Source organism: Paenibacillus xanthanilyticus (assembly GCF_042682185.1).
GTDB lineage: Bacteria > Bacillota > Bacilli > Paenibacillales > Paenibacillaceae > Paenibacillus_Z > Paenibacillus_Z xanthanilyticus.
Window position 1 is genome coordinate 1,764,226 of record NZ_JBHUHA010000001.1, and the last position, 25,584, is coordinate 1,789,809.

At 54.9% G+C, this 25,584-nt stretch carries 26 protein-coding genes; 1 reads left to right on the forward strand and 25 read right to left on the reverse strand.

Annotation, left to right across the window (positions count from 1 at the left end; translation table 11 throughout):
- Positions 1 to 119 precede the first annotated feature (119 nt).
- From ACFSKT_RS07105 to ACFSKT_RS07120, 4 genes are all read right to left on the reverse strand, one after another.
- Positions 120 to 431 carry a rhodanese-like domain-containing protein gene (locus ACFSKT_RS07105; RefSeq protein ID WP_377722074.1) on the reverse strand — a complete coding sequence of 104 codons (312 nt, stop codon included), beginning with the start codon at positions 429 to 431 and terminating at the stop codon, positions 120 to 122.
- Entirely contained in the window at positions 428 to 814 is a 387-nt protein-coding gene (locus tag ACFSKT_RS07110) for a DnaJ family domain-containing protein (protein ID WP_377722075.1), read from the reverse strand. The genes ACFSKT_RS07105 and ACFSKT_RS07110 overlap by 4 nt, the downstream gene beginning before the upstream one ends.
- Before the next feature lie 290 nt (positions 815 to 1,104).
- Entirely contained in the window at positions 1,105 to 1,416 is a 312-nt protein-coding gene (locus ACFSKT_RS07115) for a YbjQ family protein (RefSeq protein WP_148928073.1), read from the reverse strand.
- 25 nt (positions 1,417 to 1,441) lie between these two features.
- Complete coding sequence (locus tag ACFSKT_RS07120; protein WP_377722076.1) at positions 1,442 to 1,834, reverse strand: DUF3889 domain-containing protein; 393 nt, start codon at positions 1,832 to 1,834, stop codon at positions 1,442 to 1,444.
- A gap of 160 nt (positions 1,835 to 1,994) precedes the next feature.
- Here ACFSKT_RS07120 and ACFSKT_RS07125 point away from each other — a divergent pair, with 160 nt between their 5' ends.
- Entirely contained in the window at positions 1,995 to 3,221 is a 1,227-nt protein-coding gene (locus ACFSKT_RS07125) for an MFS transporter (RefSeq protein WP_377722077.1), read from the forward strand.
- Between the two features lie 424 nt (positions 3,222 to 3,645).
- Here the strand turns inward: ACFSKT_RS07125 and ACFSKT_RS07130 are convergent, their stop codons facing one another.
- The 21 genes from ACFSKT_RS07130 to yfmF all read right to left on the reverse strand — a co-directional run bounded on the left by ACFSKT_RS07130 (position 3,646) and on the right by yfmF (position 25,547).
- Positions 3,646 to 4,146, reverse strand: a complete 501-nt coding sequence (locus tag ACFSKT_RS07130; RefSeq protein ID WP_377722078.1) for a YlbF/YmcA family competence regulator — start codon at positions 4,144 to 4,146, stop codon at positions 3,646 to 3,648.
- 18 nt (positions 4,147 to 4,164) lie between these two features.
- Positions 4,165 to 5,760, reverse strand: a complete 1,596-nt coding sequence (miaB, locus tag ACFSKT_RS07135) for a tRNA (N6-isopentenyl adenosine(37)-C2)-methylthiotransferase MiaB (protein WP_377722079.1) — start codon at positions 5,758 to 5,760, stop codon at positions 4,165 to 4,167.
- Positions 5,761 to 6,058: 298 nt separating this feature from the next.
- Positions 6,059 to 6,628: a phosphate propanoyltransferase gene (gene pduL, locus ACFSKT_RS07140; RefSeq protein ID WP_377722080.1), complete on the reverse strand. Its 570-nt coding sequence runs from the start codon at positions 6,626 to 6,628 to the stop codon at positions 6,059 to 6,061.
- A 102-nt stretch (positions 6,629 to 6,730) separates the two neighbouring features.
- Positions 6,731 to 7,597, reverse strand: coding sequence for a 2-oxoacid:ferredoxin oxidoreductase subunit beta (locus ACFSKT_RS07145; RefSeq protein WP_377722081.1), 867 nt, complete (start codon positions 7,595 to 7,597; stop codon positions 6,731 to 6,733).
- Positions 7,598 to 9,337 carry a 2-oxoacid:acceptor oxidoreductase subunit alpha gene (locus tag ACFSKT_RS07150; RefSeq protein WP_377722082.1) on the reverse strand — a complete coding sequence of 580 codons (1,740 nt, stop codon included), beginning with the start codon at positions 9,335 to 9,337 and terminating at the stop codon, positions 7,598 to 7,600.
- Positions 9,338 to 9,521: 184 nt separating this feature from the next.
- Positions 9,522 to 10,475 carry a dipeptidase gene (locus tag ACFSKT_RS07155; RefSeq protein ID WP_377722083.1) on the reverse strand — a complete coding sequence of 318 codons (954 nt, stop codon included), beginning with the start codon at positions 10,473 to 10,475 and terminating at the stop codon, positions 9,522 to 9,524.
- A 226-nt stretch (positions 10,476 to 10,701) separates the two neighbouring features.
- Positions 10,702 to 10,962 carry a stage V sporulation protein S gene (locus ACFSKT_RS07160; RefSeq protein WP_006286829.1) on the reverse strand — a complete coding sequence of 87 codons (261 nt, stop codon included), beginning with the start codon at positions 10,960 to 10,962 and terminating at the stop codon, positions 10,702 to 10,704.
- A gap of 156 nt (positions 10,963 to 11,118) precedes the next feature.
- Positions 11,119 to 11,913 (reverse strand): TIGR00282 family metallophosphoesterase, encoded by a 795-nt coding sequence (locus ACFSKT_RS07165; protein WP_377722084.1) that lies wholly within the window; start codon positions 11,911 to 11,913, stop codon positions 11,119 to 11,121.
- Positions 11,914 to 12,009: 96 nt separating this feature from the next.
- Positions 12,010 to 13,551: a ribonuclease Y gene (gene rny, locus ACFSKT_RS07170; RefSeq protein WP_377722085.1), complete on the reverse strand. Its 1,542-nt coding sequence runs from the start codon at positions 13,549 to 13,551 to the stop codon at positions 12,010 to 12,012.
- 303 nt (positions 13,552 to 13,854) lie between these two features.
- The gene (locus ACFSKT_RS07175) at positions 13,855 to 14,556 is read right to left on the reverse strand and encodes a RecX family transcriptional regulator (RefSeq protein ID WP_377722086.1); all 702 of its coding nucleotides are present in this window, start codon (positions 14,554 to 14,556) and stop codon (positions 13,855 to 13,857) included.
- 101 nt (positions 14,557 to 14,657) lie between these two features.
- Positions 14,658 to 15,716, reverse strand: a complete 1,059-nt coding sequence (gene recA / locus ACFSKT_RS07180; RefSeq protein ID WP_377722087.1) for a recombinase RecA — start codon at positions 15,714 to 15,716, stop codon at positions 14,658 to 14,660.
- A 242-nt stretch (positions 15,717 to 15,958) separates the two neighbouring features.
- Positions 15,959 to 17,212, reverse strand: a complete 1,254-nt coding sequence (locus ACFSKT_RS07185) for a competence/damage-inducible protein A (RefSeq protein WP_377722088.1) — start codon at positions 17,210 to 17,212, stop codon at positions 15,959 to 15,961.
- A 76-nt stretch (positions 17,213 to 17,288) separates the two neighbouring features.
- Complete coding sequence (pgsA, locus tag ACFSKT_RS07190) at positions 17,289 to 17,867, reverse strand: CDP-diacylglycerol--glycerol-3-phosphate 3-phosphatidyltransferase (RefSeq protein ID WP_377722089.1); 579 nt, start codon at positions 17,865 to 17,867, stop codon at positions 17,289 to 17,291.
- On the reverse strand, positions 17,864 to 19,192 hold the full coding sequence (rimO, locus tag ACFSKT_RS07195) for a 30S ribosomal protein S12 methylthiotransferase RimO (protein ID WP_377722090.1): 1,329 nt from the start codon (positions 19,190 to 19,192) through the stop codon (positions 17,864 to 17,866). The genes pgsA and rimO overlap by 4 nt, the downstream gene beginning before the upstream one ends.
- Positions 19,193 to 19,331: 139 nt before the next feature.
- Positions 19,332 to 19,823: a YajQ family cyclic di-GMP-binding protein gene (locus ACFSKT_RS07200; RefSeq protein WP_377722091.1), complete on the reverse strand. Its 492-nt coding sequence runs from the start codon at positions 19,821 to 19,823 to the stop codon at positions 19,332 to 19,334.
- Positions 19,824 to 19,933: 110 nt separating this feature from the next.
- Positions 19,934 to 20,908: a RodZ domain-containing protein gene (locus tag ACFSKT_RS07205; protein ID WP_377722092.1), complete on the reverse strand. Its 975-nt coding sequence runs from the start codon at positions 20,906 to 20,908 to the stop codon at positions 19,934 to 19,936.
- An 18-nt stretch (positions 20,909 to 20,926) separates the two neighbouring features.
- Positions 20,927 to 21,691 (reverse strand): DUF3388 domain-containing protein, encoded by a 765-nt coding sequence (locus ACFSKT_RS07210; RefSeq protein WP_148928090.1) that lies wholly within the window; start codon positions 21,689 to 21,691, stop codon positions 20,927 to 20,929.
- Positions 21,692 to 21,849: 158 nt separating this feature from the next.
- Positions 21,850 to 22,095: a DUF3243 domain-containing protein gene (locus ACFSKT_RS07215; RefSeq protein ID WP_377722093.1), complete on the reverse strand. Its 246-nt coding sequence runs from the start codon at positions 22,093 to 22,095 to the stop codon at positions 21,850 to 21,852.
- Between the two features lie 136 nt (positions 22,096 to 22,231).
- Positions 22,232 to 22,963 carry an elongation factor P 5-aminopentanone reductase gene (gene ymfI, locus ACFSKT_RS07220; protein ID WP_377722854.1) on the reverse strand — a complete coding sequence of 244 codons (732 nt, stop codon included), beginning with the start codon at positions 22,961 to 22,963 and terminating at the stop codon, positions 22,232 to 22,234.
- A 14-nt stretch (positions 22,964 to 22,977) separates the two neighbouring features.
- A complete protein-coding gene (yfmH, locus tag ACFSKT_RS07225) occupies positions 22,978 to 24,264 on the reverse strand; it encodes an EF-P 5-aminopentanol modification-associated protein YfmH (RefSeq protein ID WP_377722094.1) in 1,287 nt (428 codons plus the stop codon).
- 2 nt (positions 24,265 to 24,266) lie between these two features.
- The gene (gene yfmF / locus ACFSKT_RS07230; protein WP_377722095.1) at positions 24,267 to 25,547 is read right to left on the reverse strand and encodes an EF-P 5-aminopentanol modification-associated protein YfmF; all 1,281 of its coding nucleotides are present in this window, start codon (positions 25,545 to 25,547) and stop codon (positions 24,267 to 24,269) included.
- Positions 25,548 to 25,584 lie beyond the last annotated feature (37 nt).

Sequence of the window (25,584 nt, forward strand, 5' to 3'; positions counted from 1 at the left end):
ATGCGCGTTCGGACATGACCGAATGCGAGAAGACAAGCGTTGCTGTTCGGGCGCGCATGACAAAAAGGACGCATGCACGGGAGACCCGTACTCGCGTCCTTCACTTTATAAGGATTCGCTTATTCGCCGGTTACGATATCGCCGCTCCAGGCGAGCATGCCGCCTTGAACGTTGACAACGTTATAGCCTTGCGGCGCCAAATAGCTGCATACCTTGCCGCTGCGTCCGCCGCTGCGGCAAATGATGTAGATCGGCTGATCGTTCTTCTCGATCTCGTCCAGCCGTTCCGTAAACTCGGAAAGCGGGATAAGCTTCGCTTCGGCGATATGGCCATCCTGCCACTCGTCCACCTCGCGCACGTCGATCAAATTCAGCTTCTCGCCCGCTTCCAGACGTTCGCGCAGCTCCGCCGTCGTAATTTCCTGATTCACTGCCGGTCATCTCCTTCTAATTTGCCCTTGATCAGATGCTCGTATTGCGCGAAAGCGGCATTGTCGTACAACCCTTTCGCTTCCGCCATCATGCGGTACCGCAGCCGTTTCTCGTTCAGCCGGCTTCGCAGCGGTTCGCGGTCTTCTTCGCTTTTGCACAGCGCAAGCAGCTCCTGAAGCGACACGATTTCCTTGGCGAGCTGCATCTCGGGCGGCAGGTAGCCGGAATTGCGCATAATTTTGTAGCTCATCCGCAAATCCTCAGGGACATGCGACAAATCCTCCATCATTAGCGGTTTGCCTTTGCCTTCGAAATGATCGAATTCCCCATTCTCCATGGCTTCCCTGATCCGCTCCTCCGCGATGAGCCGGAATATGTCCACTCGGAACGCCTCCTTCAATTCGCCTGTCTTTCGCGCGCCCGATTGCCGCTAACGTCTACTCTTCATAAGCATTGTAAACCCGGCCCTCTCGCGTGTCCAGTCGTAAAAGCAAAGGCAAAACGCCGCGGCACAAGGCATAACGACCAGCGCCGTCTGTAAGCGGCGATGCGCGTTGCGTTTTGGAGCATTCTAAGCTCATTTCTATACGCGAAGCTTATAAACGCTTTGAAGTAGAAAAAACACCCGCCTGAAAAGCGAGTGTTCGTTCGGGGCTTGTTTCGCCTATGTCACTACAACCGGACGGCCGTGCCGCTAACCGCGACCATCAGCATGCCGTCCCGGATGACTTCGTAATCGATGTCGATGCCGACGACCGCATTCGCGCCGAGCCGCGACGCATGGCTGCCCATTTCATTGAACGCAAGGTCTCTGGCTTCTTTCAGCTTCGTCTCGTACGCCCCGGAGCGTCCGCCTACGATATCGGTAATCGAAGCGAATAAGTCCCGCACGATATTCGCCCCCATGATCGCTTCCCCGGTGACGACGCCCAGGTAATCTTGCACCGGACGTCCTTCAATTGTTGCCGTTGTCGAAAATAACATATCCAAACCTCCCAACTGTGATAAATTACCATACGCGGACGAATGGCTGTCGTTTCAAAACGATTCGGTATTTCGGCTGCTTCATGCTACCGGCGGACTTTCCTTCTTCCGTGAATTGCAGGCGGACCACTTGCTCGCTTTGACCCTCGAACCAAATTTGGACGGTCACCGCGAATTGACGACCCTCTTTGCTCAGAATCAACTTGAATGTCTCCGATACGAGGCCGTCCGACTCGACCTGCCGCCCCACATGCTTATAATCGATGACGTCGGCGCGATAGCGCTTGATCGTCTCTTTGACCGCCATTCTTCCCCACTTGGCATAGGCCGGTTCCGCACCGGCAGTGTTCGGATGTACGAGTCCAAAGACGAGCCATGTCCCTGCTAATGCCAAAATCACCCAACGATACGCGTTCATACGCATCCCTCCTTAGGTAAGAAGTCGCTGGTAGTTTGCCCCAAACCGCCTCGATCATACTGCGCCACAGCGTCTTCTCTAAAAAAAGGATTGTCACTTCTGCCCGCATCCGCTACATTTAGGGGGATTATCGCCCTTACGAAAAGGAGATGACCGATTCGTGCAAGACTCCCATTCTCGACCGGACGACCATCCCGCGATTGCAGCCAGCCGCATGGATCATCTCGTCTTTATCGTCGTTACGCTGCTGTATTGGTCTACCCTCTACGTCTATGTCCCTATTCTTTCTCCGTTCCTGAGCGAGCGCGGCTATTCGGGAACGATGATCGGCATCGTGCTCGGCAGTTATGGGTTCACGCAGCTATTAATCCGGTTTCCGTTGGGCCTCTATTCCGACAAGCTTCACAAGCGCAAGCCGTTCCTGCTGCTCGGCATGATCTCCGGCGCGCTTAGCTGCCTGCTGTTCATGATGCCGGGCTCGTGGGTTTGGCCGCTGGCCGGACGAATCATCTCGGGCGTATGCGCCTCGGTCTGGGCGGCCTTTACGGTTCTCTATGCGGCCTATTTTCGTTCCTCGGAATCCACGAAGGCCATGAGCAACATTAGCTTCATGACCGCAGCCGGCCAACTCATCGGGATGATTCTCAGCGGCCAGCTCGCCGGCGCTCGCGGGTGGAATGCGGCATTCGCCGCCGGAATCGGCTTCGGCGTCATCGGCCTGCTGATAGCCCTTCTCGTCAAGGAGCCCAAGGAAGGCGTGGAACGGGCCCCGATCTCGCTGCGCATGCTGCGCAGCGTCGTGCGGACGCGCTTACTGATTCAAGTGTCCGTACTCTCGATTCTCGCCCACGGCGTGCTGTTCATTACGATGTTTGGCTTTACGCCGCTGCACGCGACGGCGCTCGGGGCGACCAAGAGCGAGCTCACCTGGATCGTCGTCGCTTTCATGGTGCCGCACGCGTTCACGACATTCGTAACGGGCCGCTATCTGGCGCCGAAGTTCGGCATCTGGAACGTCATTGCCGCCGGATTTGCGCTGAGCGCCGTCTTTACGCTCGCGATTCCGCTTTCCGGCTCGCTCGGGATGTTGGCCGTCACCCAAGCGTTCAACGGCATCGCGCAAGGACTTCATTTTCCGTTGTTTCTGGCGCTCGCCATCACGCCTTTCGAAACCGCGAAACGGGCAACGGCGATGGGCTTCTACCAAGCCGTCTACAGCGCCGGCATGTTCGCCGGCCCATTCGTCGCAGGCTTCATGAACGAAGGCTACGGACTCGCGAGCGGTTTCTGGTTGGGCGGCGGGATCGCGCTCGTCTCCCTGCTGCTCACCTTACGGTGGCGTGCCGCAGCCTCGTCCGTCGCGGTTCAACGCACGCTCTCCAGCTAAGAATTTTCACGTTCCCCCAATAATGCCAAAAGAGCGGCTCCTCCCTTTCGTCTTCCGACGCTTCGGGAAAGCCGCTCTTCGCGTGTCTCCTGCTTTACTTCGATTTCTTCTTCGCGGCCGAACGTCCTTGATGCTCCGGTCCGTTCGACGCCGGCTCTTTCTTCTGAGAACCGTTGTCGCTCATCGTGCTTCCCTCCCCGCGGCTGCTTCCGGCTGTTTCATAAGCCTTCGTTAGGATCGGACATGCTCCAGTCCTTTATGCGCGGGCGGTTACGGCACTTATTTCCGCAGAAAAAAACGGTCCCTGCGTCACTCGTCGTCACGCTGGAACCGCCCTATTCTGCTTTTGCATGCTCATCCTAGCCGGATTGCACGCTGCTTATCCTTTATGTTGCCTTACGTCAAATCCCAGTCGAGTCACGAACTAGTCGCAGTTCTCCGGCGCTTCTTGCTCGACGTCTTCCATGTTGATCTTCGTTGCCACCGTGTCGCGAATGATCGAGACGACCGTCTGGAGGAGATAGTTGATGTCCGATTGGCTCTGCTGGAATTCTCCGATGATCGGGATGCCGTCCAGCTCATCCTGCAGCTCGTCGATCTCCTTCTCGATCTTGGCGACCATCTCGGCGTTCTTGAATGTGTTCTGGAACGCGACGAGCTCCTTCTGTTTCTTTTTGATCTGGGCGATCAGCCCTTGGATACGCTCGTTGCCGTTGATCTGCTGCTCGGCGCGGCGGAATTGCTGGACTTCCTCCGCGGTGTAGAGCATCTCGGCCAGCTCCTTCGTCTTCGCCATAATATCCGCACGCACGATCAAATCTTCGTTGCGGAAGCTTGGCATGTCGCTGCTCGCATGTTCGTGTCCTTGAATATGGTCATGTCCGCAGCCTGGCAGGGATGCTGCAGTCGCTTGTTCGTTTGCCATTATCGTCACTCTCCTCAGTTATGAAACCGCGTCTTCCCTTACCGGTCCGCTCACGGGCTTTGCTTTAATGTACCACGTCTGCGCGTCGGTCACCTCGACCTGGACGAATTCGCCGATCCACTCTTTCGGACCTTCGAAGTGGACGAGTTTGTTCGTCCGCGTCCGTCCGGCCAACACGTTCGCATTGTTCTTGCTCTCGCCCTCGACGAGCACTTCCACGATCTGCCCCTTCAGCTGCTCGTGGCTCTCCCGGCTCAATTCCGACAGCAGGTCGTTCAAACGATACAGCCGCTCCTTCTTCACCTGCTCCGGCACGTTATCCTCCATGCCCGCGGCCGGCGTGCCTTCGCGAGGCGAATAGATAAACGTATACGCCATATCGAAGCCGACCTCGCGCACGAGCGACAGCGTATCCTCGAACTGCTCGTCCGTCTCGCCCGGGAAGCCGACGATAATGTCGGAGGTCAGCACGACGTCCGGAATCGCCAGCTTGATTTTGCGCACCAGCTCCAAGTACGTCTCGCGGGAGTACTTGCGGCTCATCCGCTTCAATATTTCCGTGCTTCCGGACTGCACCGGCAGGTGAATGTGCTCGACCAGGTTGCCTCGCTTGGCCAGCACTTCGATCAAGTGATCATCGAAATCGCGCGGGTGGCTCGTCGTGAAACGGATGCGCGGAATATTGATTTTGCGGATCTCGTCCATCAAATCGCCGAAGCGGTAATGTATGTCCTCGAAGTCCTTGCCGTACGCGTTGACGTTCTGACCGAGCAGCGTAATTTCTTTGAACCCTTGTCGCGCCAAGTCGCGCACTTCGGCGATCACGTCCTCCGGACGACGGCTGCGTTCCTTGCCCCGTGTGTACGGCACGATGCAATAGGTGCAGAACTTGTCGCAGCCATACATGATATTCACCCATGCCCGCATGCCTTCGCGCTTCTTCGGCATGTTCTCGATAATGTCGCCTTCCTTCGACCACACCTCGACGACGAGCTCCTTGCTGAACAAGGCCGTCTGGATCAAGTGAGGGAGACGGTGAATGTTATGCGTGCCGAAAATAATATCCACGAACGCGTGCTTCTGCAGAATGCGGGCCACGACCGATTCTTCCTGCGACATACAGCCGCACACGCCGAGAATCAAATCCGGTTTCTCCCGCTTGAGGTGCTTCAAATGGCCGAGCTCCCCGAACACTTTGTCTTCCGCATTCTCGCGGATCGCGCATGTATTGAGCAGGATGACGTCCGCCTGTTTGCGGTCCTCGGTGGCCGTATAGCCCATTTGCTCGAACAGGCCCTTCATGACCTCCGTGTCATGCTCGTTCATCTGACAGCCGTATGTATAGATTAAATAATATTTATTCGCCCCGATCGATCGCATGTCTTCGGGAATCGTGTAGTCGTAATGGACTTGGATCTCTTCTTTGCCGCGTTTCTTCTCCTCTTTATGGCTTGGCGCGGAATTGATCGTAATCTCCCTGCCGCTAATGCGGTAGGTCGTATGCCCGTCCTCTTCCTTCACCACTTTGGCGCCCGAAAAATCGAAGTATTTCGCGTAGTCCTTCTCGCCCTTGACGACTTTCATGTCCGGCGACCCGTTATTCTCCTTCTTCATCTGAGCTTCACTTCCTTTGGCGCGCGGCACAGGCTGCCGCAAGTCTTCTTTCACCCGAGTAGAAAAAATGCAAGCGCAATCCAATACGATATTATAGCATTATCGCTTTTACATATCCAACCGAAAATATAGAACGCCATGAAAAAATGCTCGGTACATTCAAAAGCGGAAAAGCGTGTATGCAATAAAACTTTATTCGGACGACTTGCTTGTGCAGTCCCCCTCGATTGAACGCAAAAACTCCCGCCTGCCAAGGGGCAGCAGCGGGAGTTGCTCGATCATCTTTTATTCAAACCGATTACCCGATAATCTCGGCCATGTCGCCCGTCTTGGCGCCGGCCGCGTTCGCTTCATCGGTGTCGATATGCAGATCCAAGGCATAATCCGGCGATACGCGCGCGATGACGTTCTCCAGTAGGAGACCGCGCTCTCCTTGCAGACGAACCGTCAAGCGCTGCTTGTCCACAATGCCGAAGCGCTCCGCATCGTCCGTGTGAAAGTGAATGTGCCGTGCTGCCACGATGACGCCTTCGTTAATCGTCACTTCGCCTGCCGGTCCTTTGATCGTAATGCCCGGCGTGCCTTCAATTTTGCCGGACTCGCGTACGGGCGGGTTGACGCCCAACGCGAACGCGTCGGTCCGCGATACCTCCAGCTGCGTCGCTTTACGCGCCGGTCCGAGAATACGCACTTTCGCGAACGTCCCCTTCGGGCCGATGACGGCAACCTGCTCGTTCGCTGCATATTGACCCGGTTGGGACAACGGCTTCATCTCCGTTAATTGTGCGCCTTCGCCGAAGAGCACCTCCACGTGCTCCTGCGTGAGGTGAATATGTCTGGCGGATACGCCTACCGGTACGAGTTTCATTCCATTCCTCATCCTTTCCCATCCATCTTCGTACTATAACTGTGACCAAATACACATCAAAAGGCATACGGCTCCAATCGGCCCGTATGCCCCTGGCGAGTCTTATTTAAACTCTGCAAGCAGTTTCTCAAACTGATCCTGCGAAAGCTGGATGTCTTGATTAGCCAAGCCTTGCTCCTGGAAGCCAGCGACGAGATTCTCATATGATTGACGTTCCGTATTATGATAAATCAATCCTGTAAGCATGCCGTTCGTTTCCATAATCTTGTTCATCGCGGCCATCCGATTCGTTGGATCGTAATCCGGGAACTGATCCAGGTTAACGATGTTCTCTTTGAACCAGTCGTACGTATTTACTTTGTTGAATGTCACGCAAGGGCTGAATACGTTGATAAGCGAGAATCCTTTATGGTTCAAGCCTGCCTCGATCAGTGCCGTCAGCTGCTTCAGATCGCTCGAGAACGACTGCGCCACGAATGTCGCACCTGCCGACATCGCAATCTCGAGCGGCGATAGCGTCGACTCGATCGAGCCTTCCGGCGTCGACTTCGTCTTGAAGCCTTCCGCACTGCGCGGGGACGTCTGACCCTTGGTTAATCCATAGATTTGATTATCCATGACGATATACGTTATGTCAAGATTACGACGAATGGCATGAACGGTGTGTCCCATGCCGATCGCGAAGCCGTCGCCGTCACCGCCCGATGCGATGACGGTCAGCTCGCGGTTCGCGAGTTTGACGCCTTGTGCGATCGGAAGCGCGCGTCCGTGGATGCCGTGCAAGCCGTACGCGTTAATGTAACCGGAAATCCGGCCCGAACAGCCGATGCCCGAAATAACCGCGAGCTGTTCCGGCTCCAGACCAACATTCGCCGCCGCCCGTTGAATCGCCGCTTGCACGGAGAAGTCGCCGCACCCCGGACACCAGTTCGGCTTGACGTTGTTGCGAAACTCTTTAAAAGTAGCCATCTAGTTCAACTCCTTGCAAGCTTTGTACACTTCGGAAGGCAGGAATGGGTTGCCGTCGTACTTCAGCACGCTTTCGATTTTGTCTGCGCCGCCTGCGTACAGTTTCACCTGCGCCGCCAGCTGAGCCGTCGCGTTATTCTCAAGCACGACGACCTTCTTCGCTTTATCCAGTTCCGCCTTGACGATGTCGGCCGGGAACGGATGAATTTGTCGGATCGTAATGTGGTTGGTTGTGATGCCTTCTCCGGCCAGTCGGCTGCGCGCCTCGTCGATCGTGCCGCCGGTCGAGCCCATGCCGATGATGAGCAGGTCCGCCTGCGTGTTCGGCGAATCGGCACGTACCGCGTCACGTATGACCATGCCGTCCAGCTTCGTCAGACGTTTATCCATCATGCGCTGACGGTTACCGGCGTTCTCCGATGGACGACCCGTCTCGTCATGCTCGACGCCGGTCACATGATGAAGACCGTGCTTGTCACCCGGAATGACGCGAGGCGATACACCGTCGGCCGTCAGCTCGTAACGCTTGAACAGCTGATGCTGTTCGAGCTCGGGCAGTTCGCTTTCGCGGACCAGCTTGCCGCGGTTAATTGCGATTTTGTCCAAGCTCAATTCCTCGCAGGACTGTTTGCCTAAGGAAAGCTGAAGGTCGGTCATGACGATAACCGGCACTTGGTACTGCTCGGAAAGGTTGAACGCTTCGATCATGTCGTAGAAGCAATCTTCGATCGACGCAGGCGCGATGACGATCTTCGGGATCTCGCCGTGCGTGCCGTACACCATCGCGTTCAAATCGGACTGCTCTTGTTTCGTCGGCAGACCCGTGGACGGACCCCCGCGCTGCGTGTTCACGATGACAAGCGGCTGCTCGGTCATACCAGCCAAGCCGATCGCCTCCATCATGAGCGACAAACCGGGGCCGGCCGATGCGGTCATCGTGCGCACGCCCGCATAGTTCGCGCCGATCGCCATCGTAACCGCCGCGATCTCGTCCTCCGTCTGGACGACGGTACCGCCGAACTTCGGCAGCTTTTTAATCAAATATTCCATAATTTCGGAAGCCGGCGTGATCGGATAGGCGGACATAAGACGGCACCCCGCCGCAATCGATCCGAGACCGATCGCTTCGTTGCCGATCATGAACAGCTTCTGTTTGCCATCCGCCTCATTCAGCTTAAAGGCGTCCAGCGGACCGCCCGCTTGCTCGAGGACGAACTCCGCGCCGTGCTTAACCGCCTCGACGTTCTTCTCGACGATCGCCGGACCTTTACGTCCGAACTCTTCCTCCACCGCTTGGTTGAATACTTCGAGCGGCAGGCCGAGCAGCGCCCAGGACGCGCCCGATGCCACCATGTTCTTCATGAGCGAGGTGCCCAGCTCCTCGGCGATCTTCGTAATCGGTACCGCGAACAGCTGCGCGTTCACCGTCTCGGGAAGAACGGGGTTAAACTTCGCATCCGCCACGACGACGCCGCCAGGACGAAGCTCATGGGCGTTGAGATCGATACTCTCTTGGTCGAACGCGACCAGGATGTCCAAGTCATCGGAAATCGCCCGAATCGGATGTGTACTGATCCGGATCTTGTTATTCGTATGCCCGCCTTTGATGCGGGATGAGAAATGGCGGTAGCCGTACAGATAGTAACCCAACCGGTTCAGCGCGGTCGAGAAAATGCGGTCCGTGCTTTCAACGCCCTCCCCTTGTTGTCCCCCGATCTTCCAAGACAGTTGACTGATCAAATGAAACATCTCCTCTTATTTGAACATACATGCGATGAATGTTGGCCATCGTAGTTTGGTGCATTTGTAAACAAAACAATATCTAAATTCTATGACTGCTCTTGTTAAAATGCAAGGGATTATGTAATTTTATATATAACTGTTTTCAATCGAATTCATATCGGAACGTGATAAACGACTCGGATTAATTCGCCGCCGGGAGATGCTTTCGCAAGAAGGTGAACGCATTGTCTCTGAGGAATCCGGAGACCGTTTCCTCTTTATACAATTTATGAAGCGCTTCCCTGAATCGATACAGCTCGCCTGGATGTGCCAGACCGTTCACATGCGAATCAATGCCGTCAAAATCCGATCCCAGCATGATATGCGATTCTCCACCCAATTCACACATGTGCTCGATATGCTTCACGCAATCGCTCACCGACGCATTGCCGTCTCGCACAATAAATTGCGGCACGTATGTAAACCCGATTCTTCCATCCATCGCGATGAGCGCACGGATTTGATCGTCGTTCAAATTCCGCGGATGGTCGCACAACGCTTTGACGTTGGAATGCGAAGCAATCAATGGTTGGGTTGTCGCGTCGGCCATATCCCAAAACGACTTCTCGCTCAAATGCGACACATCCAGTAGGATGCCCAACCGGTTGCATTCCTGCACGAACTCCAGTCCTTTCCTCGTCAGACCGCCAGCCCGTGGCTCCGTCGCGCCATCCGCCCCCCAATTCGCGTTGTTCCAAGTCAATCCGCAAGCGCGAACGCCGAGCCGGTACAAGATCCGAAGCATAGCCATATCGCCCTGCAGCCCATCGGCGCCTTCGAGCGAGAGCAGCGCGCCGATGCGGCCGGATTGCTCGGCATTCTCCAAATCCTCCTTCGTCTGAATGTGCATCATATCGGGGCACGCCAGCACCTTCTCATAGAATAGATCGATGCTCTTTAGAATCGGCGCCATGTTTGTGGATTTGGTGCTTGATATGAAAATCGCGAACGTCTGGAGGCCTGCACCGGCCTCGCGAAGCCGAGACAGCGTCACATCCAGCCTTCCCGAAGGTTCATGCTCGAACGATAACGTTTCATCCTCCAGCAGCTTCCATAATACGTCGCAATGAAAATCCACGCTTCTTACTTGCTTCATCATCCTTCGCTCCTTCACCCTTCATCTGCCGGCCGCGCTTCAGCCTTGGCGGCGTGGTGCGGATTGGTTGGCGTTCACAATCGTACGAACGGGAATTCCGCATTCAACCATTAAGAAATACAAGGCGATCGATAAGCATGTAACGTACACGCTCGCATTTCAAAGCAAAAAACCTGTCTACGGGGTAAACAGGTTCCATCGGAACACCCTTATATAGGCAGCACCGCTATCTTGGCTCAACGATGAGCTTAATGGCGGTGCGGTCTTCTCCATCTATGACGATGTCGGTAAAAGCCGGGATGCAAATGAGATCGACGCCGCTGGGCGCCACGAATCCGCGAGCGATGGCAACTGCCTTAATGGCTTGATTCAACGCACCAGCCCCGATTGCCTGCAATTCAGCCGCGCCGCGTTCACGAAGAACGCCCGCCAGCGCTCCTGCTACGGAATTTGGATTGGACTTTGCTGAAACTTTTAAGACTTCCATGAAAAAGTACCTCCTCGGGAAAGATGGATGAATACCACTATTTAGATAGTATTCGAGAGATGCAATAAAATTCCTTCTTTCTGGCGGGGAGTTTGCAAAGTCTTCCGAATTGCGAGAATTTTCATATATTCAATGTCGAGTCGATAGCCCCCGTGCTTACATCATCATCAGATCGGTCTCGGTCAGGCGAATTTTCTGGATTCGCTTCGCCTTCCCCGTCGACTCGTCCATATCGACGAGCACGGCGTGAAAATGCCAATCGCCCTCGTCCACCACGAATCGAACCGGCAGCTGCGTCTTGAACTTGTGCAGCACCGCCGTTCGCTCCATACCGAGCACGCCGTTCATCGGACCGCACATTCCCACATCGGTCAGATACGCCGTGCCTTCCGGCAAGATCCGGTCATCATTCGTCTGCACATGGGTATGCGTGCCGACGACCAACGACGCACGGCTGTCCAAATGCCAGCCCATGGCGATTTTCTCGGACGTCGCTTCCGCGTGGAAATCGACAAGAATGCACTTCGTTCTCTGCTGCAATTGTTCAATCAACTCATCCGCCTTGGTAAACGGGCAATCGATCGCGGGTAGGAAGGTTCGGCCCTGCAAGTTAATGATGGCAAGCTCTTTACCGTTTGCTTTGATTACAGCTGCACCCTCACCCGGCGCGCCTGACGGAAAATTCGCCGGGCGTACCAGTTTCGGCTGCTCGTCGATCCATTCGAAAATATCTTTGTTGTCCCATGTGTGATTGCCCATCGTAATGCCGTGCACGCCCGCATCCAGCAGCTCCTTCACGATGGCCGCCGTGATGCCGCGACCTGCCGCCGCGTTCTCCCCATTGGCGATAATGATGTGCGGATTATATTTAGACTTCAGGGCAGGCAGCACTTTCTTCACGGCCGCTCGACCCACGCTTCCCACGATGTCCCCGATGAATAACACGTTCATGTTTCGTACCTCGTTTCATGTGCTCGTTCTTTTGTCCCCAGAAAATCCGAAAAGTGGCTGCATCGCAGCCACTTTCAGCAATTCATGCGTATTCGATTACTTCGCGTATTCGACCGCGCGCGTCTCCCGAATAACCGTGACCTTGATGTGACCCGGATAATCGAGCTCGCTTTCGATCTTCTTCGTAATATCCCGTGCCAGGCGGAAGGCATCGGTATCGTCGATTTTGTCCGGCTGCACCATGACGCGAACTTCGCGTCCGGCCTGGATCGCGTACGATTTCTCTACGCCATCGAACGATTCCGTAATGTCTTCCAGTTTCTCCAGCCGCTTGATATACGTCTCCAGCGTTTCTCTTCTTGCTCCCGGACGGGCGGCCGACAAGGCATCCGCCGCGCCTACGAGCATCGCGATGACCGAAGTCGCTTCGCAATCGCCGTGGTGGGACGCGATACTGTTGATGACGACCGGATGTTCTTTGTACTTCTTCGCAAGCTCGACGCCGATCTCGACGTGAGAGCCTTCCACTTCATGGTCAAGCGCTTTGCCGATATCGTGCAGGAGACCTGCTCGCTTCGCAAGCGTGATGTCTTCGCCAAGCTCGGCTGCCATCAGACCCGTCAAATACGCGACCTCCATGGAATGCTTCAGCACGTTCTGGCCGTAGCTTGTCCGATAACGCAGACGGCCGAGGATTTTGATCAAATCCGGATGCAGACCGTGCACGCCGACTTCAAATGTGGCTTGCTCGCCGTACTCGCGAATACGCTCGTCCACTTCGCGACGGGATTTCTCGACCATCTCTTCGATGCGAGCCGGGTGGATCCGGCCGTCCGCGACGAGTTTCTCCAGCGATGTGCGGGCAATCTCCCGACGAATCGGATCAAAGCCGGACAAGATGACCGCTTCCGGTGTATCGTCGATGATGAGATCGATACCGGTCAACGTTTCCAATGCGCGGATATTGCGGCCTTCGCGGCCGATAATACGGCCTTTCATTTCTTCGTTCGGCAGCGCTACGACCGATACAGTCGTCTCTGCGACGTGGTCGGCCGCGCACCGTTGAATAGCCAGCGAGATAATATCGCGCGCTTTTTTGTCCGCTTCTTCTTTCGCCTGCGATTCGATCTCCTTGATCATCTGAGCCGTCTCGTGCCGTACTTCCTGCTCGACGCTCTGGAGAATGATCGTTTTGGCTTCTTCCATCGTCAGGTTCGAGATGCGCTCCAGCTCGCTTACTTGCTGCTTGTAGAGCGAATCGATTGTCTCTTGTGTCTCTTCGATCCGTTTCTCTTTGTTGGCGACTAGTTCTTCTTTGCGTTCCAGTGCTTCTATTTTCTTATCCAGCGACTCTTCTTTCTGTACGAGCCGTCGCTCTTGACGCTGTACCTCGTTACGACGTTCGCGAATGTCTCTTTCGGCCTCGGTACGGAGCTTGTGGACTTCGTCTTTCGCTTCGAGGACCGTTTCTTTTTTCAGCGCTTCCGCATCTTTGCGCGCATTGTCAACGATTTGACCGGCGGCATGCTCAGCGCTTGAAATCTTGGCCTCGGCGAGTAACTTCCGAATATAATAGCCTAGTCCAAAGAAAATCAAGCCAACAAGGAGAATGATCAGAAGCCAGAGCCAGGTTGCCATATCTTTCTCACCTCCTCATTGCACCACCAAGGCAAACGCCCGGGTAAGTTATTTGGTTTTCATTGAAATACAAGAATTTATAAGGTTCACGCTTATAAAATAACTTGCATTTCTCCGGAACGAAACTTGCATCGCCACCAAAGACGGCGAAGCCCTTTCGCCTTGTGTTACGGTACTAGCCGGGTTTCATCCCGCTTCAACAATCATGTTTGGTGACGAAAATGATCGCTTACGAATCAACTTTTGGAAGGAAAATTGATTCATGATAAAGGAATACATCATTCATTTTATCTGTTGATAAAATCAATTGTCAAGCATGTCAGGTTCATCCTCGGCTTCGGATTGCCTGATCGCCTCCCGTACCGCCTCTTTCACGACGCTGCCCGGAAATCCTCTTCGCAGCAGATAGCCCATTAGCTTATGCCGCCGCTCCCGTGGCTCTCCTTTAATATAGGGCCACTTCTTGATCGCAGCACGCAAGGCAACGGCCGTCTCTTCTTCCGCATCGAGCTCGTCGGTTGCTTCTTTGGCCGTCTCCTTCGCGATCCCCCGCATACGCAGCTCCTGCCGAAGCAGCAATCTGCCTTTCGCTTGACCGCGCAGCCGGGATGCGGCGAATCGGCTGGCGTAATCGGCATCATCCACCAACCGCTCTTGCTTCAATCTAGCAATCGCCTGCTCCGCTGCCTGCTCGTCGATACCTTTGCGCGCCAAGTACTGGGCCATCTCCTTATGCGTTCTGGGCCTAAGTCCCAAATATTGAATGCCCAACGCATATGCCCGGTGCTTCGTATCCTCCTCCGCGATCTCTTTCAGTTCGTCCGGATGGATCTCCCGCCCCTTGAACAAGCGAAACTTGATCATGATATCTTCATGCACGGCGATAAATGGTTCATCCTGAATGTCGTTCACAAACAAGTTGTATCGATACTTCTCTTTGCGGATTTGCTCGACAGACGTAATCCGGACCGTCTGGGCGCCCTCCGCTTGCCCCTGCTCGTTCAACGCAAGCTTGCCTCCTTATATATGCCAAAAGCAGAACAAGGCGCCTAGAGGGCCCTGTTCTGCTCCATATCCGGTCTTATTATAAAGCTGACGCTTCCGACTTACAGTTCGAGCTCCAGCTCGTCCTCGTCTTCGTCATCCGCGCTGAAGCCGCCGGCGTTGAGCGCTGCCGCTGCCTCCAAATTGCTCGCTTCCCGGATTTGCTTCTCGATAACGCTCGAGATGTCCTTATGATCCTTCAAAAATTGCTTCGCGTTCTCGCGGCCTTGGCCCAGACGCTCGCCATTAAAGGAGAACCAGGCTCCGCTCTTCTGAACGATATCCATCTCGACGCCAATGTCAATGATGCTGCCTTCTTTGGAGATGCCTTCGCCATACATGATGTCGACTTCCGCTTGCTTGAATGGAGGCGCGACTTTGTTCTTGACGACTTTCACGCGCGTACGGTTACCAACCATATCGTTGCCCTGCTTGATTGTCTCTACGCGGCGAACGTCAAGACGTACGCTGGAATAGAACTTCAGCGCGCGACCGCCTGGCGTTGTCTCGGGGTTGCCGAACATGACGCCGACTTTCTCGCGAAGCTGATTGATGAAGATCGCGATCGTCTTCGATTTGCTGATCGCGCCGGACAGCTTGCGGAGTGCCTGGGACATCAGACGGGCTTGAAGACCAACGTGCGAATCGCCCATCTCGCCTTCGATCTCGGCCTTCGGCACGAGTGCGGCAACGGAGTCGATAACGATGATGTCGACGGCGCCACTGCGCACGAGCGCTTCCGCGATCTCGAGTGCTTGCTCGCCCGTATCCGGCTGGGAAAGCAGCAACTCGTCGATATTAACGCCAAGCTTGCTCGCATAAAGCGGGTCAAGCGCATGCTCCGCATCGATAAAGGCGGCTTGTCCGCCGGAACGCTGCACTTCGGCAATCGCGTGAAGCGCGACCGTCGTTTTACCGGAGGATTCCGGTCCGTAGATTTCAATAATGCGGCCTCTCGGGAATCCCCCGATTCCAAGGGCGATATCTAATGCCAGGGAACCGCTGGATACTGTCTCAACAGTCATGTTCGCGGATTCGCCAAGCTTCATAATAGAACCTTTACCAAACTGTTTCTCGATTTGACGCAAAGCCATCTCGAGCGCTGCGCGACGATCTGACAACGCATTCACACCCTTTTCGATTGATAGTTTCATGATACCTTGTTTTGTTCTTGATTACAATACTTTTTGCGAACATATATTCTTATTTTTTCTTCCAGCCAGCGGAAGCAAAAAAAAACCGCGGCAAAGTAATCTTCGCCACGGTTCTTCCGTCAGTTACTGTCGATTATAGAGGAAACTCGTTAATCGGACAAGCTGATTCCGTTAGTTTTCACAAGTTTGCCATAGTTCCCCTTGTAACTCTACTCGGTCTCCTTCAGCAGCTGCCATAATCGGTACAACGCCGACTTCACGGCGCGGGTACGAATGATGCTCCGGCTCCCGCTCAAATGCGCCGTGTGTACGATCGTTGGTTTCCCCCGTCTCGATAGACCGAAATAAACCAGCCCGACCGGCTTGCCTTCCGACTCCGAAGGTCCCGCCACGCCGGTCAGCGAGATGCCGTAATCGCTGTCCGTCAGCTCCCTTACCCGCTCGGCCATGAGCGACGCCGTCGACTCGCTGATCGCGCCCGGCGCGCCTTCCCCTTCGAGCTGCGACATCGGTATGCCGAGCAGTCGATGCTTCATCTCGTTCGTGTAGGTGACGACGCCTCCGACGAACTCCCCGCTGCTGCCCGGAATATTCGTAACCAGTTCCGCGAACAAGCCTCCGGTTAAGCTCTCGGCGCTCGCCAGCTTGAATCGCGACAAGCGCAGCAAGCGCACAATCGCCTCCTCGAGCGGAATATCCTCCCGCGCAAACAGGTATTGGCCGACACGCTCCGCGATCGCCTCCTCCAATACGTCGAGCCTCCCGGACGCTTCTAGCTCCGTGTGGGCTTTCGTCGAGATGCGAATCGCGACCTCGCCCTCCTTAGCGTAAGGCGCGATGGTCGGATCCGTCTGGGCGTCGATCAGGTCCATCAAGGCAGCTTCCAAACTCGATTCACCGATGCCGGCAAACTTCAGCGTGCGCGAGAACAACCGCCGCTCCTCGCCAATGACCGACCTCAGCCATGCTTTGCCGGGGCCGTCGAACATCGGCTTCATTTCGCGCGGCGGGCCCGGCAGCAGCAAATAATGCGTGCCGTCCGCGGTCAACGCATTGCCCACGGCCAGCCCGGCGTCGTTGGCAAGCGGCGTGCTGCCGACGATCGAGTTGGCCTGACGCCGGTTGCTCTCGACCATATGCACGCCGCGCGTCGAGAAGAACTGTTCGATTTTGTCCATAGTGGGGCCGTGAAGCTCGATTCCCGCATTCAAATACTTCGCCAGTGCATCCTTCGTCAAATCATCCTGCGTCGGACCCAGCCCGCCCGTGAAGACGATGAGATCGGCGCGGCCGCGCGCCAGCTCGATGGCTTGGCGGATGCGCCCTTCATTGTCGCCGACAACCGTTTGGAAATAAACGTCAATCCCGAGCTCCGCGAGTCCCTGAGACAAATAAGTCGCGTTCGTGTTTACCGTCTGGCCAAGCAGCAATTCTGTCCCGACCGCTATGATTTCTGCGCGCATATCTACATCGCTCCATTCCAAATATGATGAAAGCACCACCCCTTCGCATGGAAGTGATGATGCTTGTACGCAGGGCCTATTCCGTTAGCGGAATAAGATTTTTGTTTTTGACGAAATAATCGATGCCCGAGTATACCGTGATAAGTGCGGCAGCCCAACTGGAGATTTGGTCAAACGGGATATCGATGAACGTAAACGGGAAATTGTTCAGCAAGAGCGCGATAATCATCGTAATTTGAACCGCGGTCTTCCATTTACCCCAAGTGGATGCAGCCAGTACCGCTCCTTCGAGCAGGGCAATCTGGCGCAGGCCCGTTACGGCGAATTCGCGGCTAATGATGACGATCGCGATCCAGGCGTCGACTTTGTCCATCTCTACAAGCGAAATCAATACGGCCGCCACAAGAAGCTTATCCGCAAGCGGATCGAGCAGCTTGCCTAGATTCGTGACGATTTTGTTCTTCCGCGCGATATAGCCGTCCAAGCCATCCGTCGCGGCCGCCACGATGAAAATCAACGTCGCGAGAATCTGATTCCATGTAATCGAGAAATCCTCGAAGCGGAGCTCGCTCAAATTCATGTTGATCAGCAGCAAAAACATGATGATCGGCACGAGGAAGATGCGAGCGAGCGTAATTTTGTTAGCTAAGTTCACGATAAGCCCTCCCCGGACATATCGAATTCGTATGCGTGCGTAACCCGCACTTTCTGCATTTGTCCGATCGGCACGGTGCAGTTCGAAATGAACACTTCGCCGTCGATCTCCGGAGCATCATACTCCGAACGTCCTATGTATACGTCACTGCGGCCATCGTACCGTTCCACGAGCACGTTGATCTCGCGTCCGATATATTTGCCGCCGTTGCTTTTGGCTGCTTCGCGTTGAATCTCCATCAAGGTGTTGGCCCGCCATTCCTTCACATCGTCCGGCACATGATCCGGCAACCGAACCGCTGGCGTGTCCTCTTCCGCGGAATAGGTAAATACGCCAAGCCGGTCGAATTTCAGCTCGCGAATAAATTCGCACAGCCGGTTGAAATCTTCGTCCGTCTCGCCCGGGAAGCCCACGATCATCGACGTACGCAGCGCCACGTCAGGAATACGCGCACGTATCTTCGCGACTAACTCGCGAACGTCCCGCTGGCGTCCCGGCCTGCGCATGCGCTTCAGGATGCTGTCCTCGCTATGCTGGAGCGGCATATCGATGTAGTTGCACACCTTCGGATTGGTCGCGATCGTCTCGATCAGCTCGTCCGTGAAAAATCCCGGATACGCATAGTGCAGACGCACCCACTCCAGGCCTTCGATCTCGCTGACGCGATTAAGCAGCTCTGGCAGCTTAAATCCATCGTAAATATCGGTGCCGTAATTGGTTGAATCCTGTGCAATCAGGCTAATTTCCTTCACGCCCTGCGCCACCAGCCCCTCCGCTTCGGCCACGATTGATTCGATCGAACGGCTGCGGAACTTGCCGCGCATGATCGGAATCGAACAGAACGTACAAGCATTGTCGCAGCCCTCCGCAATCTTGACGTACGCGGTATAACGCGGCGTCGACATGATGCGTGGGAGCTTCAGATCGTAGTCGAACGCCGGGTGGCCGACCATGGCCGGTTTCTTCCCGCGAAGCGCTTCGTCCACGATTTTATTAATATGGTGAAAATCGCCGGTGCCGACGATCCCATCGATTTCGGGCATTTCGTCCATCAGCTGTTTCTTGTAGCGCTGCGTCAAGCAGCCGGATACGATGAGCGCTTTCAAACGTCCGGTCTCTTTGCGTTCAGCCATGTCAAGAATCGTGTTGACCGACTCTTCTTTGGCCGCATCGATGAACCCGCACGTATTGACGATGATTACCGTCGCGTCATCGGCCTGATCGACCAGCTGATATCCGCGTTCATGGATGAGTCCGGACATGATTTCCGAATCCACGAGGTTCTTCTCGCAGCCAAGCGTCACTACTTTAACTCGTTCTGTCATGGAACCGATCCCTTCAGTCAAGCTATCTTAACAAGTATAATACAAGCAAAATACGAATGTCAAAATAGCAGAAAGCCCCGATTTCCTGCATCCGGAGACTTGGAAAGGGACTTTTGGCCTGTTTATGTAGGGTTCGGTTTTACTTGAAATTCGTAAATTGGAGCTCCACTTGCAAATCCGCCCCGCGCAGCAAATTCATGACCGCCTGCAGGTCATCCTTAGACTTCCCGGTTACGCGAATTTGATCGCCTTGGATTTGGCTCTTCACCTTTAGCTTGGAATCGCGGATGAGCACGTTGATCTTCTTCGAGACATCCTGCTCGATTCCGCTTTTCAGACGGATTTTCTGTCTGACGGTCCCGAGAGTGGCCGCTTCGATTTTGCCGTAGTCCAAGTTCTTGATCGGCACGCCGCGCTTGATCATCTTCGACTTCAATATATCAAGCACCGCTCCAAGCTTATATTCGTCGTCGGACGTGACGACAAGCTCTTCCTTCTCCAACTTGATGCTGCTCTTGCTTCCTTTAAAATCAAATCGGGTTTCGATCTCCCGCTCCGCCTGTGTGATGGCGTTGTTCATCTCCTGCATGTCCACTTTGGATACGATATCAAATGAATTTTCCGAACTCACGATGCTTCCAACTCCTTTAACGACGGTTTCGTCCCGTATTATACCCTATTCCCCTATACAAAGAAAAGGCACCTTCCGCTTCTCGCGCGGCCTAGTGCCTTCTTCTCCTCTTACTCGGTTGCCGTATCGTCCGTCTGGCCGCCGCTTGCATTCGTGCCTGTCGCTTGGCCGTTCGTCGAGCCCGCTCCGCCTGAAGCCGTCTCGGCGAAATTAAGCTGGAACCGATGCGACTTGCTCACTTTGTCCCCGTCGTCGAGCACATGACCGTCGATTTTGACCTCGACGATATTGGCTTTCGCCACGCTGATGTACGTCGGACCGGTAAATTCGCTTGTGATGCTTTCTCCGTCCTGCAGCGTCGTATTCTCGACATATTTGCCGTTCCGGTCTTTGTTCCGGATCCCGATCCAGCAGGCGCCGCCGGTCGCTTTAATCTCGATCGTATGCGTGCCCTCCGCAGCAATCTCGTAATAATCCATGCTGCCGGAGCTCTTCACGAGCGTAGGCGCGGCTTGCGGCGGCGGCGTGGACGGCACGACCGGATCCGGCGTCACTGTCTCCGGCTTCGTCGCGTTCTGCCCGTTCGTCGTGCCCGACGACGTATTATTCGTGCCCGTTCCAGCGTCCGCTGGTTTCCCCGTATCGATCTTGTCCGTGAGCTTCGTCTGATCGTCGGCGGTATTCACGTCGTCTGTCGGATTATTAATGTAGAATACGTAGACGATCACGACAATCAAAATAAGAAACGACCACATGAGCGCTCGAAACCCCCAGCGGCTCCAACGGTCGGTCGTGTGCACTTGCGAGCGGCGTGGACGCTGCACGGGTTCGACGACCGGTTCCTGCGGCGGCGTTGGCATCTCGTGTTGATAGAGGCGGAGTACTTCCTCCGCGTCCAATCCTACCGTTTCCGCGTAGTTTTTCACGAAAGCGCGCACGTAGAACGAGCCCGGCAAAATGGAATAATCGCCATCCTCGATCGCTTCCAGATAACGCTTGCGAATTTTCGTTAAGTCCTGAATATCGTCGAGCGAATAGCCGCGCTGTTCCCGCGCCTTTCGGAGCAGGGCTCCCAAATCCGACATGACCACACCTCCCTTTTCTTAGAAGTCGTTGTAATGCGCCGTAAAGGAATCGTAGTTAATTTCCTCGTCCGGCGTGTTGCGCAGCTCGATAATGTAGTCAAAAGTGCTGTAATCATAAGCGGATTCCTTCACGAAAATATCGGGATGCTCGATTACTTTCGTGGATGGCATCGCCATAATCTCTTGCAGCAGAGCGTAATGCTTCTCATTGGAACGTACCGTACTGACGATGCCGTCAATAATGAAAATGTTGTTCGGCGTCATCTCTTCCTCCGACAGCTGGCTGCGAACCGTTTGGCGAAGCAAAGTCGAGGAGACAAACGTCCAACGCTTGTTGGAGCAGACCGATCCCGCAATGATCGACTCGGTCTTCCCGACGCGCGGCATGCCGCGCAGACCGATCACTTGATTGCCTTCCCGCTTGAATACCTCGCCTAAGAAGTCGACAAGCAAACCAAGCTCGTCGCGCGTGAACCGGAATGTCTTCCGGTCATCGGAATCCCGTTCTATGTAACGGCCGTGACGAACGGCCAAAATATCAACCAGACGCGGCGAACGCAGCTTCGTAACGGTGATATTCTCCACCTTCTGCAGCATGCGGCCTAAAATTTCGATTTTCTCTTCATCGTTCGTCTGCAGCAGCATGCCGCGCGTGCGGTTCTCTACGCCGTTGATCGTCAAGATGTTGACTTCCAGCATGCCGAGCAAGGATGCGATATCGCCAAGCAGGCCTGGACGGTTCTTATGTATCTTATATTCCATATACCACTGTTTATACTCCATGAGACACCTCGTCCAAGGGAAATGGTCCCTTGCTTCCTTCAATATGTAGCGGTTCGAAAGATTATTCTACAATATTCGCTAATCTCCTGCAACGGCGATTAGAAATATTGCAGAAAAGCCTCCCTAAACCGGAGGCTTTCCGCAAATGGCGCAGGCTGCTAATTAACCAGCTTCACCATCAGCCTTGCAATCGTTTTTCTTTCTTCTTCGTTGCCTACATCCCAAATTTCTTTCAGGATGCGCTGCTCGTCGTTCTTCGGATCGACGCGCTCGTCAAGGAAAGAACCGATTTCGAAAGCGAGGTTCGAGATCGTGTCTTCGTTCAGGCCCATCTTCTTGGCTTGCTCGACGCGTTCGGACAAGAACTGTTTCCAAGTGTCGAAATTCGTCAGTACAGTTGTCATTGTCTGAGGCCCTCCTTAGCGTTTGACCGTTTAACCGGCAACAGTCGTATTGTACACGTCTAAGGGTTCTCTTATACGACGACAATGCTCGTCCAAAAGTTTCATGCCGGGCAAAAGCAGCATAGGACAATGATGGTTACGTTAACCATCCCCCGTTCGGACTAATGATTTGCCCCGTAATATAAGATGATTCCGGAAGCGAAAGGAAATACACGAGCGAAGCGATTTCTTCCGGCTGCGCGAACCGGCCAAGCGGAATTTCCGATTCGAGCGCTTCTTTCTCCCCCGCGTTCAGGTTGTCCAACATCACCGTATCGACGGCACCGGGTGCAACGGCATTCACCGTTACGCCCGAAGGTGCCAGCTCCTTGGCGAGTGCCTTCGTGAACGCATTCATGCCGCCTTTGGTGGTGGAGTACAGCACCTCGCAGGATGCGCCGGACATCCCCCATATGGAAGAAACGTTAATAATGCGTCCATACCGCTGTGCGATCATCGAAGGCATGAACATTTGCGTGCTCAAGAACATGCCCTTCAAATTGACCGACATGACATCATCCCATTCGTGTTCCGTTACGTCGGCAAGCATTCCGTAGTGGGCAATCCCCGCGTTGTTGACGAGAATGTCCGGTACCATGCCTGCCGCCTCCAGCTTCTCTCGCATTCGCAGCAATTGTTCCTTCGAACGCAGATCGGCGGCCACGGTCATGACGTTCGTGGCTCCCATCCGCATGCAGCTGCGGGCGGTCTCATTGGCGGCTTCATGCGACTGCATATAATGAATGACGACGTTCATGGACTCGGCCGCGAAGCGCCGCGCGATGGCGGCGCCGATTCCGCGGCTTCCCCCGGTCACAAGAACCGTCATTTCCTTCAATGGTTTCAAGCCGGGTCCTTCGAGACGATCGAAACGGCCATCAGGTCCCAGTTAAAATGTTCCCGGAGCCGAGCGTTGGCTTCATCCAGCGTAATCGCTTCGTACACCGGCACCAGCTCGAACAGATCCGCGCCGCGGAACCGATAGCGGGTAAATTCGCCGGCGATGGCTTCCGGGGAATTCAGAAGCCGAAGATAACTGCCGATTTTTTTGCGCTTGGTCCGTTCGAAAGCGGCTTCGCTCAAACCATTCGCTTGCGCTTCCTCGATCGCCGAACGCAATCGGGCCAATAAAGCCTCGGGATCTTTGGTTTCCCCGCCGATCACGGAGAACGCGTAATCCTCGGCGCTGTTAAATTCATGGCCGAATGAATCCGAGATCAGATTGTCGTCATACAACGCGTGGTAGATCGGCGAGCTTGATCCGAGCAGCGTGTCGAGCATCAGCTTGGTCGCGATCTCGGCTCGCAGCAGCGCCTCGGATGCGAGCGGCGCCCGATTCTCCTTGAACCCGAATAAGACTTTCGGGAGCGATACCGGCAGCTGCGCGGTTTTGCGCGGTGTGCGCACCGCTTCAGGCTCGGCGTCGATGAAGCGTTTGATATCCCCCTGCTCCTTGAACTGCTTGGCAGCTTGATTGCGGCGGACAAGCTCCATTACCTTCTCCGGATCTACGCCGCCCACGATGAACAGGAACATATTCGACGGATGATAGAACGTCTCGTAACAGCTGTACAAGGTCTCCTTCGTTATTTTCCCGATCGACTCGGCCGTGCCTGCAATATCGATATGAATCGGATGCTTCTGGTAGAGGGCATCGATCAGGCCGAAGTAGACACGCCAGTCGGCATTGTCCCGGTACATGTTGATTTCCTGCTCGATGATCCCTTTTTCCTTCTCCACGTTCTCGTCGGTAAAATACGGGCTTTGGACGAAGTTAATGAGCGTCTCGAGATTGGCTTCGATCTGCTCGGTGGCCGAGAAGAGATATACGGTCCGATCGAAGGTCGTATAGGCATTGGCCGACGCTCCCTGGGAAGCGAACGTGGCGAATATATCGCCCGTCGGCTCTTCGAACATTTTGTGCTCCAGAAAATGCGCGATGCCGTCCGGCACCGCAATCTCTTGTCCGCCGCCGACCGCGAAACGATTATCGATCGAGCCGTAACGGGTCGAGAACGTCGCATAAGTTTTGCTGAAACCATCCTTCGGCAGCACGACCACTTCAAGGCCGTTGGGCAGCACTTCGCGGTAGATCGTCTCCTGAACGCCAGGATAAGCGAGTTTCTCCATGCTTACGCCTCCTTTCCGTCACGCAGGAAATATATGGTGTCCAGCTCGGTCTTGCGCGCCACGGCGGCGATTTGTTCGTTCGTAACCGCCTGAACCTGCCGCAGCAGCTCTTCTGCGCTTCGGTCGCGTCCGCTCAGTACCGAATTGAAATCAAATGCGATCATTTCGCCAGCCGAATCCTGCAGCTCGCGTAGATGGTTCGCTATCATCGCTTTCGTTTGGCTCGTCTCAAGCTCGCTGTAGCTGCCTGCGCGCATGCTCTCGAGCTGTTCTTGGATGATCGCGGTCGCCTTCTCGAAATTACCGATCTCGATACCGGATTGTATCGTGCAAATGCCTTTATGCCCATCCAAGCGGGACGCCGCGTAATAAGCGAGACTTGCCTTCTCCCGCACGTTAAGGAACAGCTTGGAGTGCGGGTAACCGCCCAAGATTCCGTTAAAAAGCAAGGCGGCTGGATAATCATCGTCCGCATAGGTCGTATGCGTGCGCAATCCCATATTCAGCTTGCCCTGACTTACTTCCATTCGTTCGATAACCGTATTGACTTCGGTCACATGGCGGGGATCGGACGATTTCGAATAGCCTGCCGGTTCGCCCTGCGGGATACGGAAGGCGCTTGCGACAAGCTGTTCGACCTCGGCAAGCGTGGTATCGCCGACGACGTAAAGATCGAATGCCGCGGTCGACAGCCAGCGCCGGTATTGTTCGGTTAAAGAGACGGGCGTAATAGCCGCGATATCAGCGCGTTGCCCCAAGGCATGAAGCCGATACGGTTCGCCTGCGCACATTTCTTCCGTGCAGCGTTCGGCCGCATAGCGGATTTTATCGTTCACGATCGCTTCCAGCCGTTTGTTCAGCGTTTCTTTCTCCGCTTCCACGTATTTATCGCGGAACAAACCGTTCTCGAGCGCCGGCGCCGTCACGATCTCGCCGAGCAGTTTGAGCGACTCCGCCAGCAGCGGCTGATCGGCGGATACGAATTTATCATTGATGACATCCATGCGGAATTGCACGATCTGCGCGTCCCCGCGCTTATACACGTCAAAGCCGAATCCGGCACCGTATAAATCGTCAAGCCGTTCGCGGAATGCGATCGTCTCCGGCGTCTTCTCCGTTCCCCGGCGAAGCACGAAAGGAATGAGCGCCGTCTCGGTGACGGTCTCTTCCGCTAGCGGCAAGCCTGCAAATAGTGATATGGAGAATGTCTTGAATCGTTCCGTAGGCAGCACATGCAAACGAATCCGATTGAGTTGTCCTCGTTCAAACCGGGCTTTGGTCACGATTGCCGCATCCCCTTCCGTTCGAATTATAGCCTGC

Bases quoted from the DNA above. Each gene is read 5' to 3' on its own strand.
- ACFSKT_RS07210 (WP_148928090.1), bottom strand. From the start codon at position 21,691: ATGGAGTATAAACAGTGGTATATGGAATATAAGATACATAAGAACCGT.
- rny (WP_377722085.1), bottom strand. From the start codon at position 13,551: ATGGCAACCTGGCTCTGGCTTCTGATCATTCTCCTTGTTGGCTTGATT.
- ACFSKT_RS07115 (WP_148928073.1), bottom strand. From the start codon at position 1,416: ATGTTATTTTCGACAACGGCAACAATTGAAGGACGTCCGGTGCAAGAT.
- ACFSKT_RS07160 (WP_006286829.1), bottom strand. From the start codon at position 10,962: ATGGAAGTCTTAAAAGTTTCAGCAAAGTCCAATCCAAATTCCGTAGCA.
- ACFSKT_RS07185 (WP_377722088.1), bottom strand. From the start codon at position 17,212: ATGCGCGCAGAAATCATAGCGGTCGGGACAGAATTGCTGCTTGGCCAG.
- miaB (WP_377722079.1), bottom strand. From the start codon at position 5,760: ATGAAGAAGGAGAATAACGGGTCGCCGGACATGAAAGTCGTCAAGGGC.
- pduL (WP_377722080.1), bottom strand. From the start codon at position 6,628: ATGAAACTCGTACCGGTAGGCGTATCCGCCAGACATATTCACCTCACG.
- ACFSKT_RS07165 (WP_377722084.1), bottom strand. From the start codon at position 11,913: ATGAACGTGTTATTCATCGGGGACATCGTGGGAAGCGTGGGTCGAGCG.
- rimO (WP_377722090.1), bottom strand. From the start codon at position 19,192: ATGACAGAACGAGTTAAAGTAGTGACGCTTGGCTGCGAGAAGAACCTC.
- yfmH (WP_377722094.1), bottom strand. From the start codon at position 24,264: ATGGAGAAACTCGCTTATCCTGGCGTTCAGGAGACGATCTACCGCGAA.
- ACFSKT_RS07120 (WP_377722076.1), bottom strand. From the start codon at position 1,834: ATGAACGCGTATCGTTGGGTGATTTTGGCATTAGCAGGGACATGGCTC.
- ymfI (WP_377722854.1), bottom strand. From the start codon at position 22,963: ATGACGGTTCTTGTGACCGGGGGAAGCCGCGGAATCGGCGCCGCCATC.
- ACFSKT_RS07215 (WP_377722093.1), bottom strand. From the start codon at position 22,095: ATGACAACTGTACTGACGAATTTCGACACTTGGAAACAGTTCTTGTCC.
- ACFSKT_RS07130 (WP_377722078.1), bottom strand. From the start codon at position 4,146: ATGGCAAACGAACAAGCGACTGCAGCATCCCTGCCAGGCTGCGGACAT.
- ACFSKT_RS07205 (WP_377722092.1), bottom strand. From the start codon at position 20,908: ATGTCGGATTTGGGAGCCCTGCTCCGAAAGGCGCGGGAACAGCGCGGC.
- ACFSKT_RS07155 (WP_377722083.1), bottom strand. From the start codon at position 10,475: ATGAAGCAAGTAAGAAGCGTGGATTTTCATTGCGACGTATTATGGAAG.
- ACFSKT_RS07145 (WP_377722081.1), bottom strand. From the start codon at position 7,597: ATGGCTACTTTTAAAGAGTTTCGCAACAACGTCAAGCCGAACTGGTGT.